Below are 12,466 nucleotides of genomic sequence, written 5' to 3'. Positions count from 1 at the left end.
ATGTTAACCGTGAGGAGTGAATGATGTTTTCTGTCGGCGATCTGGTACAACCGCGTGCGGGTGGGCCAAAACTGAAAGTGGTTGAAGTGCAGGGAGAACAGCTGGTGGTGGTTCAGGCCGCGCAAGAGCAGGGTGAGCGCTATACGCTGAAGTCAGACGAGGTGACGCCCTATCAGGAAGAAGGCGACTTCGGCGTCTGCTAAAGCCCCCCTCCCGCTGATTCACAAGGCCAGACTGAACGGTGGGTCTCCCCCCACCGTCATGACACTGGCCGGATCGGCTTTAAATGAGAAAACTGTCCAGCGATTTCCCCTGAGCGACCGCCTGAGCAATCGGCTTCGGCATTCTTCCCTGACCGGTCCAGGTTTTTTCTGCGCCAGTATGATCGGTATAACGATATTTCGCCGGGCGCGGTTGCCGCTTTTTCCCTGCCGCCATCGACGGCTGAATATCCGCCACGAGGTCGTCAGGAGAAATACCGTCGGCGCGCATCAGCTCAAGCCAGGTATTCACTTTTTCCTGATATTCAGCCTGCTGCTGCGCTGCCAGCTGCTGTTGCGTACGTTTTTCTTCAGTGACGATCCTGAGCTTTTCCAGCATCTCTTCAAGCACGTCAATGGAGAATTCACGGGACAGGGCACGGAGTGAACGGATATTATTCAGTTTGTGTAACATTAAAGACATAAAATTAAAAAATCCCAGATAACCAATTAAAAGATACAACGCGGCAAGTGTAATAGAAACGCTTATTTATTTCCAGCCTTCGGTTATCCAGAAAAATATATTACGCAGAAAGTAGTGGTTATCCGCATGACTATATTGGCAAAGTGCCTTGCCTTTTTCATCAATACCCACAAAAGAGAGAATGAATAAATAAAAACAGCGCAATAGCGCACAATAAAATATATCTCATTGAGGATATTATCTTTATGGTCAGAGACTTACCTTCTGTTCATCAGTGACCGTGCCGATATGCCCCTCACGACACACTGAATAGTTAATCAGGTATTCAGAATAAAACGACACACACCGATTAAGAGTTTTACACCACAAAAAAGCGACTAATGGCATAAAAAATTCTAAACACGATATCAGTCACAGTCTAACGTGATTTTGCTCCACAGCGGGCAGTCAGGCGTCAACTCGCTGACCAGAGACGATAGAAAAATAAACCATAAGCATCTGAAAAATAATAACTTTATTAGAGATGGGAATAAAAGTAGCGTAACGGACAGAAAATGAACCATTGCAGAGTATTTTATCGACAAAAAGGCAATAAATAAAAATTTATAGCTAGTTGCCACTTTTAATGCAGAGATATACTCTACGCACATCAAAACAGGCAGCCCAAAAACGCTATACCAACGCGCATTTTTCGGCGTTATTGACTTCATTTTCGAGGAGCACTCCGATGTTCTCTGCGCACTCCCGCTTGCGGCATGCGGTTGCAGACACCTTTGCGATGGTGGTTTACTGCACCGTCGTCAACATGATGATCGAAATTTTTCTCTCTGGTATGACGTTTGAGCAGTCGTTATCGTCGCGCCTGGTGGCAATCCCGGTCAACATTATTATTGCCGTGCCCTATGGTTTTTATCGCGACTTTGCGATGCGTCAGGCCCGGCGCATTAGCCCGGCCGGCTGGATGAAAAATATGGCCGACGTGCTGGCCTACGTCACTTTTCAGTCGCCAGTGTATGTCGCGATTTTGTGGAGTGTGGGTGCAGACTGGCACCAGATTGTCGCTGCGGTGAGCTCAAACCTGGCAGTATCGATGATGATGGGCGCCGCTTACGGTTACTTCCTCGACTATTGCCGCCGCCTGTTCCGCGTGGCCCCTTACCAGCAGGCGAAAGCCTGACCGACGCCATTCCAGCGACTGGCCCTGCCAGTCGCTCTCTCGTCAGCCTGCTCCGCCCCGGTCCTCAACCACCGTATTAATTTGTCGACATCGCCGGCTGGGCTTCGCCAAATAGTCCATTCAGAAAACGCTCAAGCGCCATCCGTGAGCTAAATCCATGCGGAATACCATAATGCTGCTGCGCATCTCCGGCTAAATACAGCGGAAATTGTTCATAATGGTCGCAGGTTTTGATATCTGAGGCCGGTTCGGCCAACATATTGCTACGCTCTTTTAGCGCTGGATGAATAATTAACGCTGTCCGCCCCATGCGCGCTTCGCGGTTCACATAAACATAATTATCGCCTCGGCGATAGCCGTACGCTTTTTGCGTCACAACATCCATGGTGAAGCCGGCTTTTTCAAGAACACGCGCCACCTCATCGGGTCTTAAATACATACTGATTCCTCGTTATCTTTTACCGCACATTGACCTTACCTTATTCGTTAAGCGCAGTGCTTTCGGAAAATTCCAGAAACCACAGCAGTAAGCATAATTCAAAATCTTGTCCTACACTTACTCACTCGATGGAATTAAGGGAGATAACGATGGCTAACCATGTGAACCGCAACAATTTTGACGAGAATGCTGAGGATATCCATAACGATGTCAGTCAATTAGCGGATACGCTGGAAGAGGTGCTGAAATCGTGGGGCAGTGACGCGAAAGAGGAAGCGGAAGCGGCGCGCGTTAAAGCACAGTCGCTGCTAAAAGAGACCCGTGCCCGCCTCAACGGTCACAACCGGGTGCAACAGGCGGCGTTGGATGCCCGTCAGGCAGCCTGTGATGCGCTGGGCTGCGCCGATACCTACGTGCGCAATAAACCGTGGCACAGCGTCGGCGCCGCCGCCGCCGTCGGGGTATTTATTGGCGTATTGCTCAATTTACGTCGATAATAGAGACAGCGTCAGCTTCCGCGCGCGCCTGGCGAGCGGAAGCCCGCGAGCTTCACGGAATCTAATGAAGATAACAAATACGCGTCAGCCCCTGCGCGCCTCTGGCCGCAGGGGTTTTTTATGCGCCATCGTTCGCGATCGCCTCTCTGAGCCGCCGGGCCAGTTCGTCGGCCATCGCCGCTGAGCGAATATTGGTAAAACTCATCAGTAATCCCCCCTCGCCTGCATGGCGAAGACGCCAGTCGCTCAGCGCCTGCACCGCCAGCCCGGCCTCAACCGCCTGCCGGGCCAGCAGGCGATCGTTGCCGCTGACCGGCATGACCAGCTGAATGCCACCCTGCTGCGGCGTGACCTGAAAGCCCTGCGCCTGCAGGGCCGACTCCAGCCACTGTCGGCGCTGGCTATAGCTGGCGCGCATTTTTTTCAGATGACGCCAGAAATGTCCCTGCTGGATAAAATCCGCCAGCGTCTGCTGCCACAGAGTAGGAACGGTACAGGGCTGGCGCTCCGCCGTCTGATGAAAACGCGCCACCAGCGGGGTCGGCACCACCAGCCAGGCGGTGCGCAGCGCCGGAAACATCGACTTACTGAAAGTGCCCGCGTAGATAACCCGCTGCGGCGCATCGAGGCTTTTCACTGGCGGCAGCGGTTTGCCGTGATAGCGAAACTCGCTATCGTAATCGTCCTCAATAATCCATGCGTCGCGCGCTGTCGCCCACGCCAGCAGCTGGCGACGCCGGGGAAGCGACAGCGCGACCCCCAGTGGACTCTGGTGCGCCGGGGTGAGCAGGGCAAACCGCGCTTGAGGATGATGGCGCAGGCCCCAGCCAACATTCATTCCTTCGTCGTCCACCGGGATCGCATCCACCACCAGCTGCCTGGCCTCAACGACCGGGCGGATAAAGGGATACCCGGGATCCTCCATCCACATATGCTGTCCCGGCTGCGCCAGCGTACGCAGGATAAGATCCATGGAGGTAGTATAGTTGCCGGTAATCAGCACCTGCTCCGGCTGGCAGTCAATACTGCGCGACAGGCGCAGATAGTCCACGATCGCCTGGCGCAGAAGCGGGTCGCCGCCAGGATCGCCAGGAGCAAGGTCGAACCGCGACTGCGTCCGCAGCCGACGCCCCATCACTCGCGCCCACAGCCCGCGCGGAAAGAGATCCAGCGCCGGCAGCCCCATCTGAAAGGGCAACGGGTCCGTCGAGGCGGCTAATTGCGCTGGCGTTACCGGTGCCAGCTGGCGCGGACTGAGCCGCTCGCTGACAAAGGTCCCCGCCTGCCCACGCCGCTCGAGCCACCCCTGGGCGACCAGTTCGCCCCAGGCGTTTTCGATAGTCGCCCGGGAGACACCCTGCTCCTGAGCAAACACCCGGCTGGCGGGCAGACGGCTACCCGGGGTCAGTTCGCCACGTTCAATCGCCGATTTCAGCTGGCGGGCAATACGCTGATAGAGAGGGAGGTGGGTCGCTTCCATTATGGTCTGCTTTTTTCATCACAATATGGCTATCTTTTGCAGTCCATTATAGTGCTATTTTGGCTGCCGTCTTAGAGAGGAGAACACCATGAGCCAATTACGTCAGCCATTCAGTGAACTGAGCCCGGAAGTCTATAAAGGGCTGGTACAGGCCAGCATCGCGCTGGAGAAAAGCGAACTGGGCAGCGCCCTGGTGGAGCTAGTTTATTTACGCGTCTCGCAGATCAACGGCTGCGCCTTCTGCCTTGAGAAGCACAGCCAGGCGCTGCGCAAAGGCGGTATGGCACAAAGCAAACTGGATGCCCTGGCGGGCTGGCGGGTAAGCGCTCACTTCACACCTGCCGAACGCGCAGCGCTGGCGTGGGCCGAGTCGGTCACCGACATTGCCGTCAGCCATGCGGAAGATGACGTTTACCTGCCGCTGCGCGAACATTTTACCCCGCGTCAGATAAGCGATCTGACCTTAGCCATCAGCCTGATGAACGCCTTTAACCGTCTCGCCGTCGCCATGCGTCTGTAGTTCCGCACAGCCTTCCCCCTCCTCCGCCGAATTGTCCTGGCGGGGGATCTTCAGACTAAAAACGCTATATATTGAGTGGTTGAACTTTTAAATAACTACATCTAGTATTTCCTTATCGAATGACCCACAACGTTCGACGCTGCGTTTAGCGCCGTGCTGTTATCTTAAATGGAAATACGAATCATGCGCATTATTATTTACACTCGAAATGACTGCGTGCAGTGCCATGCCACACGGCGAGCCATGGAGAGCCGGGGACTGGCCTTTGAAATGGTGAACGTCGACCAGCAGCCGGATGCCGCCGACACCCTGCGCGAGCAGGGGTTTCGCCAGTTGCCAGTGGTGATCGCCGGTGACCTGCGCTGGAGCGGCTTCCGCCCGGATATGATCAACCGCCTGCGCCCCTCCGTCACGGCGGCCAGCGCATGAGCCTCATCGTCTACTTCTCCAGCCGTTCGGAGAATACCCATCGCTTTGTGCAGCGCCTGGGGCTGCCGGCGGTGCGCATTCCGCTGAACGAGCGTGAACATCTGCAGGTAGACGAACCCTATATTCTCATCGTTCCCAGCTATGGCGGCGGCGGCACCGCCGGCGCGGTGCCGCGTCAGGCGATCCGCTTTTTAAACGACGTGCATAACCGCCAGCTGATCCGCGGGGTGATTGCCGCTGGCAATCGCAACTTTGGCGACGCCTGGGGGCGTGCCGGGGAGGTCATCGCGCAAAAATGCGCTGTGCCCTATCTCTACCGCTTCGAGCTGATGGGAACCCCCGACGATATCGACAACGTGCGTAAAGGAGTCAGCGAATTTTGGCAACGACAACCGCAGAACGTATAACCGCCGCGGCGGATTTTCACGCCCTCAACGCGATGCTGAATTTGTACGACAGCGAGGGCCGCATCCCGTTTGAGAAAGATCGCCAGGCGGTGGAGGCCTTTATGACCGCCCAGGTCCGGCCCAACACCCTCACCTTTGCCAGCCAGGACGATAAACTCACCTGGCTCGTCCGCGAGGGCTATTACGATCCGCAGGTGCTGGCCGGCTATGACCGCGGGTTTGTGCTGGCATTGTTCGCCCATGCCCGGCGCGCCGCGTTTCGCTTTCAGACCTTCCTCGGCGCCTGGAAGTTCTATACCAGCTACGCGCTGAAGACCTTTGACGGCAAGCACTACCTCGAGGATTTTGCCGATCGCTGCGTAATGGTGGCGCTGACGCTGGCCCAGGGGGATGACCAGCAGGCGCGGCAGCTAATGGAAGAGATGCTCAGCGGCCGCTTCCAGCCCGCGACCCCCACCTTCCTCAACGCCGGAAAACAGCAGCGCGGGGAGCTGATCTCCTGCTTCCTGCTGCGCATTGAAGATAATATGGAGTCCATCGGCCGGGCGGTTAACTCGGCGCTGCAGCTGTCGAAGCGCGGCGGCGGCGTAGCCTTTTTACTCTCCAACCTGCGCGAGGCCGGGGCGCCGATCAAGCGCATCGAAAATCAGTCCTCCGGGGTGGTGCCAGTGATGAAGATGCTGGAGGACGCCTTCTCCTATGCCAACCAGCTTGGCGCCCGCCAGGGGGCTGGAGCGGTCTGGCTGCATGCGCACCATCCCGATATTTTGCGCTTCCTCGATACCCGGCGTGAGAATGCCGATGAGAAAATCCGCATCAAAACCTTGTCGCTGGGGGTCGTGATCCCCGATATCACCTTCCAGCTGGCAAAAGAAGACGCGCAGATGGCTCTGTTCTCGCCATATGACGTCGAGCGGCTGTACGGTAAACCCTTCGCCGACTGCGCCATCGGCGATCTCTATCCGCAGCTGGTGGCCGATGAACGGGTCCGCAAGCGCTGGATCCGCGCTCGCGATCTGTTCCAGCGCCTGGCGGAGATCCAGTTTGAATCCGGCTATCCGTACATCATGTTTGAAGATACCGTCAATCGTGCCAATCCGGTGGCCGGACGGATCACCATGAGCAATCTGTGTTCCGAAATTCTGCAGGTCAGTACGCCATCCACCTATGATGAGAACCTCAGTTACGCCCATACCGGAGAAGATATCTCCTGTAACCTCGGCTCGCTGAACATCGCCCATACCATGGACTCGCCGGATTTTGCCCGCACTATCGCCACCGCGGTGCGCGCCCTGACCGCGGTGTCCGATATGAGCGACATACAGTCGGTTCCCTCGGTGGCGGCCGGCAATGCGGCCTCCCACGCCATCGGCCTGGGTCAGATGAATCTTCACGGTTACCTGGCGCGGGAAGGGATTGCCTACGGTAGTCCGGAGGGGCTGGACTTCACCAATATCTATTTCTACACCGTGACCTGGCATGCCCTGCACACCTCAATGCTGCTGGCCCGCGAGCGCGGCCAGCGCTTCGCCGGCTTCGAACAGTCGCGCTACGCCAGCGGGGCGTACTTTGACAAATATCTGCAGGAGGAGTGGCAGCCGAAAACCGAACGGGTGCGCGCACTGTTCGCCCGCGCCGGTATCTCCCTGCCCGACCGGGAAAGCTGGCGCCAGCTGCGCGACGATGTCATGCGCTATGGCATCTATAACCGCTATCTGCAGGCGGTGCCGCCCACCGGGTCGATCTCGTACATCAACCATGCCACCTCCAGCATTCATCCGATCGTCTCGAAGATTGAGATCCGCAAAGAGGGGAAAACCGGGCGGGTGTACTACCCCGCGCCGTTTATGAATAACGACAATCTGGCCCTTTATCAGGATGCGTACGAGATAGGGCCCCAGAAGATCATTGACACCTACGCCGAGGCGACGCGCCACGTCGATCAGGGGCTGTCGTTGACGCTGTTCTTCCCGGATACCGCCACCACCCGCGATATCAACAAGGCGCAAATCTACGCCTGGAAGAAAGGCATTAAGACCCTCTACTACATCCGTCTGCGCCAGCTGGCGCTGGAAGGCACTGAAATTGAAGGCTGCGTGTCCTGCGCACTGTAAGGAGAACAGGATGACCCATTTAACGCGCATCAGCGCTATCAACTGGAACCGCATTGATGACGACAAAGATCTTGAGGTCTGGAATCGTCTCACCAGCAACTTCTGGCTGCCGGAAAAAGTGCCGCTGTCAAACGACATTCCCGCCTGGCAAACCCTCAGCGCGGCGGAGCAGCAGTTGACCATTCGCGTCTTCACCGGGCTGACGCTGCTCGACACCATTCAGAACACCGTCGGCGCCCCGGCGCTGATGGCGGACGCCCTGACCCCGCATGAGGAGGCGGTACTGTCGAACATCAGCTTTATGGAAGCGGTTCATGCCCGCTCTTACAGCTCCATTTTTTCCACGCTGTGCCACAGCAAAGAGGTGGATGCCGCCTTCGCATGGAGTGAAAGCTGCGAACCCCTGCAACGTAAAGCGCAGCTGATGCTGGGCTACTATCAGGCCGACGAGCCGCTGAAGAAAAAAATCGCCAGCGTGTTCCTCGAATCCTTTCTCTTCTATTCCGGCTTCTGGCTGCCAATGCACTTCTCCAGCCGGGGAAAACTGACCAATACCGCGGATCTGATCCGTCTGATCATTCGCGATGAAGCGGTACATGGCTATTACATTGGCTACAAGTATCAGAAAGGACTGGAGATCGTCAGCCCCGGAAAGCGCGAAGAACTGAAAAATTTCGCCCTCGATCTGCTGATGGATCTTTACGACAACGAGCTGGTCTACAGTCGGGAACTGTATGGCGAGAGCGGCTGGTTTGACGACGTCAGCGCTTTCCTGTGCTACAACGCCAACAAAGCGCTGATGAACCTCGGCTATGAAGCGCTGTTTCCGGCGGAGATGGCGGCGGTTAACCCGGCGATCCTCGCCGCGCTGTCGCCTAACGCCGATGAAAACCACGACTTTTTCTCCGGCTCCGGCTCCTCGTACGTGATAGGCAAAACGGAAGAAACCGCCGACGACGATTGGGACTTTTAACCGTACTTTCACCAGGAATATGGCGGGCTGGTTCCTGGTGATCTATTTCGCAGAAAAGTGGGTTCATCTGCCAAATATTCTCTCCATCGCATAACCGTCATCACTCCGTCATATTTAACAGAAAACTGGTCCATTTCAGTCGAATAACCCAGAGATAATCAAAAAATATTACCCACAACGAATTGACGCTCAGCCCTTATATCACGGGGGCTGCGCCGCTCTGTCTCTCACGCCATTTTGCCGAGAGTTTGCCATTGAGGGTTGTCACAGAATCTGAGTATGTTAGGGTGTAAAAAGATCATAATCACCATCGGGTATCGTATCGCAATAAACAAATAACAGGAACTTCTCTATTGCATGGCAATTAAATTAGAAATTAAAAATCTTTATAAGATATTTGGCGAGCACCCAAACCGGGCTTTCAAATATATTGAGAAAGGACTCAACAAAGCGCAAATACTGGAAAAAACGGGGCTGTCGCTTGGCGTCAAAGACGCCAGTCTGGCCATTGAAGAAGGCGAGATATTCGTCATCATGGGGCTCTCCGGCTCGGGGAAATCCACCATGGTTCGCCTTCTCAATCGCCTGATTGAACCCACCCGCGGCCAGGTGCTGATTGACGGAGTCGATATCGCCAAAATGTCGGATGCCGAGCTGCGCGAGGTGCGTCGCAAGAAAATTGCGATGGTTTTTCAGTCCTTTGCGCTGATGCCACACATGAGCGTGCTCGACAACACGGCGTTTGGCATGGCGCTGGCCGGCGTCCCGACCGCCGAACGAGAGCAAAAAGCCCGGGAGGCGCTGCGGCAGGTGGGGCTGGAGAATTATGCCCACGCCTGGCCGGATGAACTCTCCGGCGGGATGCGTCAGCGCGTCGGTTTAGCTCGCGCGCTGGCGATTAATCCCGATATTCTGTTAATGGATGAAGCCTTCTCCGCGCTCGACCCGCTCATTCGCACCGAAATGCAGGATGAGCTCATCAAATTACAGGCGAAGCATCAACGCACTATCGTCTTTATTTCTCATGACCTTGATGAAGCCATGCGAATTGGCGATCGCATTGCCATTATGCAAAATGGCGAAGTGGTCCAGGTCGGTACGCCGGATGAAATACTGAATAATCCGGCCAATGATTATGTGCGCACCTTCTTCCGTGGCGTGGATATTAGCCAGGTCTTCAGCGCCAAAGATATTGCCCGTCGCAGCCCGGTTGGATTGATTCGTAAAACCCCAGGTTTTGGCCCCCGTTCCGCGCTGAAATTATTACAGGATGAAGACCGGGAATATGGCTATGTCATCGAACGCGGAAATCGCTTTGTCGGGATTGTCTCGATCGATTCTCTGAAAACCGCGCTCAGCGTCGGCCAGGGGATCGAGGCGGCGCTGATTGACGCCCCGCTGGCGGTGGAGGCGCAAACGCCGCTCAGCGATCTGCTCTCCCACGTCGGCCACGCCCCGTGCGCCGTCCCGGTGGTGGATGAAGAACAACAATACATTGGCATCATTTCCAAACGAATGCTGCTCCAGGCTTTAGATCGCGAGGGGGTGAATCATGGCTGATCAAACTAATCCGTGGGACAGCGCCCCGGCAACCGACAGCGCTGCGCAGGCCGCCGATGCCTGGGGTGGCGCCTCTACTGCCGCGCCGGCCAACGGCGGCGGCGCCGACTGGCTGCACAGCGCGCCCGCGCCGCAGCCGGAATCGTTCAACATCATGGACCCGTTCCATAAAACGCTGATCCCGCTCGACAGCTGGGTCACTCACGCTATCGACTGGATCGTGCTGCACTTCCGTCCGCTATTCCAGGGGATCCGCGTGCCGATCGACTACATCCTCAGCGCCTTCCAGCAGCTGTTGTTGGGGATGCCGGCGCCGGTGGCGATTATCGTCTTCGCGCTGATCGCCTGGCAGATCTCCAGCCTCGGCATGGGGGTCGCCACCCTGGTTTCGCTGATTGCCATCGGCGCCATCGGTGCCTGGTCGCAGGCGATGGTCACCCTGGCGCTGGTCCTCACCGCCCTGCTGTTCTGCATGGTTATCGGCCTGCCGCTGGGGATCTGGCTGGCGCGCAGTCCGCGGGCGGCGAAAATTATCCGCCCACTGCTCGATGCCATGCAGACCACGCCGGCGTTCGTCTATCTGGTGCCGATCGTGATGCTGTTCGGCATCGGCAACGTGCCCGGCGTGGTAGTGACGATTATTTTTGCCCTGCCGCCGATCGTCCGCCTGACCATTCTCGGGATAAACCAGGTGCCAGCGGATCTGATCGAAGCGTCGCGCTCGTTTGGCGCCAGCCCGCGCCAGCTGTTGTTTAAGGTTCAGCTACCGCTGGCGATGCCCACCATCATGGCTGGGGTAAACCAGACGCTGATGCTGGCCCTGTCGATGGTGGTGATCGCCTCGATGATCGCTGTCGGCGGTCTCGGCCAGATGGTGCTGCGCGGCATTGGCCGCCTGGATATGGGTCTGGCTACCGTCGGCGGCGTGGGGATCGTGATCCTCGCGATTATTCTTGACCGCCTCACCCAGGCCGTCGGTCGCGACGCCCGCAGTCGCGGCAACCGCCGCTGGTACACCACCGGCCCACTGGGGCTTATCACTCGCCCTTTCTGTCGATAACAGCGCTGCCCCCCGGCAACAGCCGATGCCGGGGAGCCGGCCTCCCCATTAAACAATAAGAGGAACCACCATGCGACATCGCACGATGATGGCCACCGCCGCCTTTGCCACCCTGATCGCCACCAGCGCCTTCGCCGCCGACCTGCCGGGCAAAGGGATTACCGTGAAGCCTGCTCAGAGCACCATTTCGGAAGAGACCTTCCAGACCCTGCTGGTCAGCCGCGCACTGGAGAAGCTAGGCTACACCGTTGAGAAACCCAGCGAAGTGGACTATAACGTCGCCTACACCTCCATTGCCGCCGGCGATACCACCTTTATCGCCACCAACTGGCAGCCGCTGCACGATGATATGTACGCTGCGGCAGGCGGTGATAACAAATTTTATCGCAAGGGGGTGTTTGTCACTGGCGCCGCCCAGGGTTATCTGATCGACAAAAAAACCGCCGAGCAGTACCACATCACCTCCATCGATCAGCTTAAAGATCCGCAGATCGCCAAACTGTTTGATACCAATAACGACGGTAAAGCGGATCTCACCGGCTGTACACCAGGCTGGGGCTGCGAAGCGGTCATTAACCATCAGATTAACGCCTATGGCCTGAGCAACACCGTCACCCATAACCAGGGCAATTACGCGGCGATGATGGCTGACACCATCGCCCGTTATAAAGAAGGCAAACCGGTGCTCTACTACACCTGGACGCCGTACTGGGTCAGCGACGTGCTGAAGCCAGGTAAAGACGTCGTCTGGCTGCAGGTGCCGTTCTCCTCCCTGCCAGGCAAACAGAAAGACATCGATACCAAACTGGCCAACGGCGCCAACTATGGCTTCCCGGTGAACACCATGCACATTGTCGCCAACAAAGCGTGGGCGGAGAAAAACCCGGCCGCCGCCACCCTGTTTAGCGTCATGAAGCTGCCGATTACCGACATCAACGCCCAGAATGCGATGATGCATGAAGGCCATGCTTCCGAAGCCGACATTAACGGCCATGTCGATGGCTGGATCAAAGCCCACCAGCCGCTGTTCGACAGCTGGGTGAAAGCGGCGCTCGCTGCGCAGCAGTAACCCAGTCTCCCGGATAAGGCGCTCAGTCTTATCCGGGCTCCCTTCCCCTCCAGCATG

At 56.9% G+C, this 12,466-nt stretch carries 14 protein-coding genes; 11 read left to right on the top strand and 3 right to left on the bottom strand.

The features are described 5' to 3' along the window. Nucleotides 1–23: 23 nt before the first annotated feature. Nucleotides 24–203: a hypothetical protein gene (locus CWM54_RS13200; RefSeq protein WP_100675870.1), complete on the top strand. Its 180-nt coding sequence runs from the start codon at nucleotides 24–26 to the stop codon at nucleotides 201–203. A gap of 79 nt (nucleotides 204–282) precedes the next feature. On the opposite strand, the gene stpA is transcribed toward CWM54_RS13200, so the two are convergent. Continuing rightward, nucleotides 283–684, bottom strand: coding sequence for a DNA-binding protein StpA (gene stpA / locus CWM54_RS13195; RefSeq protein ID WP_012540800.1), 402 nt, complete (start codon nucleotides 682–684; stop codon nucleotides 283–285). A 727-nt stretch (nucleotides 685–1,411) separates the two neighbouring features. Here stpA and alaE point away from each other — a divergent pair. Then, nucleotides 1,412–1,861, top strand: coding sequence for an L-alanine exporter AlaE (alaE, locus tag CWM54_RS13185; protein ID WP_008806131.1), 450 nt, complete (start codon nucleotides 1,412–1,414; stop codon nucleotides 1,859–1,861). 76 nt (nucleotides 1,862–1,937) lie between these two features. Here alaE and CWM54_RS13180 read toward each other — a convergent pair whose 3' ends face one another. Further along, complete coding sequence (locus CWM54_RS13180; protein ID WP_008806132.1) at nucleotides 1,938–2,300, bottom strand: DUF2002 family protein; 363 nt, start codon at nucleotides 2,298–2,300, stop codon at nucleotides 1,938–1,940. A gap of 149 nt (nucleotides 2,301–2,449) precedes the next feature. Here CWM54_RS13180 and CWM54_RS13175 point away from each other — a divergent pair, with 149 nt between their 5' ends. Beyond that, entirely contained in the window at nucleotides 2,450–2,797 is a 348-nt protein-coding gene (locus tag CWM54_RS13175; RefSeq protein ID WP_002914293.1) for a DUF883 domain-containing protein, read from the top strand. A gap of 118 nt (nucleotides 2,798–2,915) precedes the next feature. On the opposite strand, the gene CWM54_RS13170 is transcribed toward CWM54_RS13175, so the two are convergent. Continuing rightward, nucleotides 2,916–4,277: a PLP-dependent aminotransferase family protein gene (locus tag CWM54_RS13170; RefSeq protein WP_100680840.1), complete on the bottom strand. Its 1,362-nt coding sequence runs from the start codon at nucleotides 4,275–4,277 to the stop codon at nucleotides 2,916–2,918. Between the two features lie 88 nt (nucleotides 4,278–4,365). Here CWM54_RS13170 and CWM54_RS13165 point away from each other — a divergent pair, with 88 nt between their 5' ends. From CWM54_RS13165 to proX, 8 genes are all read left to right on the top strand, one after another. Then, nucleotides 4,366–4,797, top strand: coding sequence for a carboxymuconolactone decarboxylase family protein (locus CWM54_RS13165; RefSeq protein WP_080897708.1), 432 nt, complete (start codon nucleotides 4,366–4,368; stop codon nucleotides 4,795–4,797). A gap of 183 nt (nucleotides 4,798–4,980) precedes the next feature. After that, nucleotides 4,981–5,226 (top strand): glutaredoxin-like protein NrdH, encoded by a 246-nt coding sequence (gene nrdH / locus CWM54_RS13160; RefSeq protein WP_061153588.1) that lies wholly within the window; start codon nucleotides 4,981–4,983, stop codon nucleotides 5,224–5,226. Further along, complete coding sequence (nrdI, locus tag CWM54_RS13155; RefSeq protein WP_008806136.1) at nucleotides 5,223–5,633, top strand: class Ib ribonucleoside-diphosphate reductase assembly flavoprotein NrdI; 411 nt, start codon at nucleotides 5,223–5,225, stop codon at nucleotides 5,631–5,633. Before nrdH ends, nrdI begins: the two co-directional genes overlap by 4 nt. Further along, nucleotides 5,606–7,747, top strand: coding sequence for a class 1b ribonucleoside-diphosphate reductase subunit alpha (gene nrdE, locus CWM54_RS13150; RefSeq protein WP_100697399.1), 2,142 nt, complete (start codon nucleotides 5,606–5,608; stop codon nucleotides 7,745–7,747). Before nrdI ends, nrdE begins: the two co-directional genes overlap by 28 nt. Before the next feature lie 10 nt (nucleotides 7,748–7,757). Further along, nucleotides 7,758–8,720 (top strand): class 1b ribonucleoside-diphosphate reductase subunit beta, encoded by a 963-nt coding sequence (gene nrdF / locus CWM54_RS13145; RefSeq protein ID WP_100697397.1) that lies wholly within the window; start codon nucleotides 7,758–7,760, stop codon nucleotides 8,718–8,720. Between the two features lie 357 nt (nucleotides 8,721–9,077). Continuing rightward, entirely contained in the window at nucleotides 9,078–10,280 is a 1,203-nt protein-coding gene (gene proV, locus CWM54_RS13140; protein WP_008806139.1) for a glycine betaine/L-proline ABC transporter ATP-binding protein ProV, read from the top strand. Next, nucleotides 10,273–11,340: a glycine betaine/L-proline ABC transporter permease ProW gene (proW, locus tag CWM54_RS13135; protein ID WP_008806140.1), complete on the top strand. Its 1,068-nt coding sequence runs from the start codon at nucleotides 10,273–10,275 to the stop codon at nucleotides 11,338–11,340. Before proV ends, proW begins: the two co-directional genes overlap by 8 nt. Before the next feature lie 70 nt (nucleotides 11,341–11,410). Further along, the gene (gene proX / locus CWM54_RS13130; RefSeq protein ID WP_100697395.1) at nucleotides 11,411–12,409 is read left to right on the top strand and encodes a glycine betaine/L-proline ABC transporter substrate-binding protein ProX; all 999 of its coding nucleotides are present in this window, start codon (nucleotides 11,411–11,413) and stop codon (nucleotides 12,407–12,409) included. Nucleotides 12,410–12,466 lie beyond the last annotated feature (57 nt).

Source organism: Klebsiella sp. D-Nf1 (assembly GCF_002810515.1).
Classification (GTDB): Bacteria; Pseudomonadota; Gammaproteobacteria; order Enterobacterales; family Enterobacteriaceae; genus Klebsiella; species Klebsiella variicola.
This window is presented reverse-complemented; position numbering and strand designations above follow the sequence as displayed.

Coding starts and splice junctions, on each gene's coding strand:
- CWM54_RS13165 (WP_080897708.1), top strand. CDS start 4,366: ATGAGCCAATTACGTCAGCCATTCAGTGAACTGAGCCCGGAAGTCTAT.
- nrdH (WP_061153588.1), top strand. CDS start 4,981: ATGCGCATTATTATTTACACTCGAAATGACTGCGTGCAGTGCCATGCC.
- nrdF (WP_100697397.1), top strand. CDS start 7,758: ATGACCCATTTAACGCGCATCAGCGCTATCAACTGGAACCGCATTGAT.
- nrdI (WP_008806136.1), top strand. CDS start 5,223: ATGAGCCTCATCGTCTACTTCTCCAGCCGTTCGGAGAATACCCATCGC.
- proW (WP_008806140.1), top strand. CDS start 10,273: ATGGCTGATCAAACTAATCCGTGGGACAGCGCCCCGGCAACCGACAGC.
- proX (WP_100697395.1), top strand. CDS start 11,411: ATGCGACATCGCACGATGATGGCCACCGCCGCCTTTGCCACCCTGATC.
- CWM54_RS13175 (WP_002914293.1), top strand. CDS start 2,450: ATGGCTAACCATGTGAACCGCAACAATTTTGACGAGAATGCTGAGGAT.
- CWM54_RS13200 (WP_100675870.1), top strand. CDS start 24: ATGTTTTCTGTCGGCGATCTGGTACAACCGCGTGCGGGTGGGCCAAAA.
- alaE (WP_008806131.1), top strand. CDS start 1,412: ATGTTCTCTGCGCACTCCCGCTTGCGGCATGCGGTTGCAGACACCTTT.
- stpA (WP_012540800.1), bottom strand. CDS start 684: ATGTCTTTAATGTTACACAAACTGAATAATATCCGTTCACTCCGTGCC.
- CWM54_RS13180 (WP_008806132.1), bottom strand. CDS start 2,300: ATGTATTTAAGACCCGATGAGGTGGCGCGTGTTCTTGAAAAAGCCGGC.
- proV (WP_008806139.1), top strand. CDS start 9,078: ATGGCAATTAAATTAGAAATTAAAAATCTTTATAAGATATTTGGCGAG.
- CWM54_RS13170 (WP_100680840.1), bottom strand. CDS start 4,277: ATGGAAGCGACCCACCTCCCTCTCTATCAGCGTATTGCCCGCCAGCTG.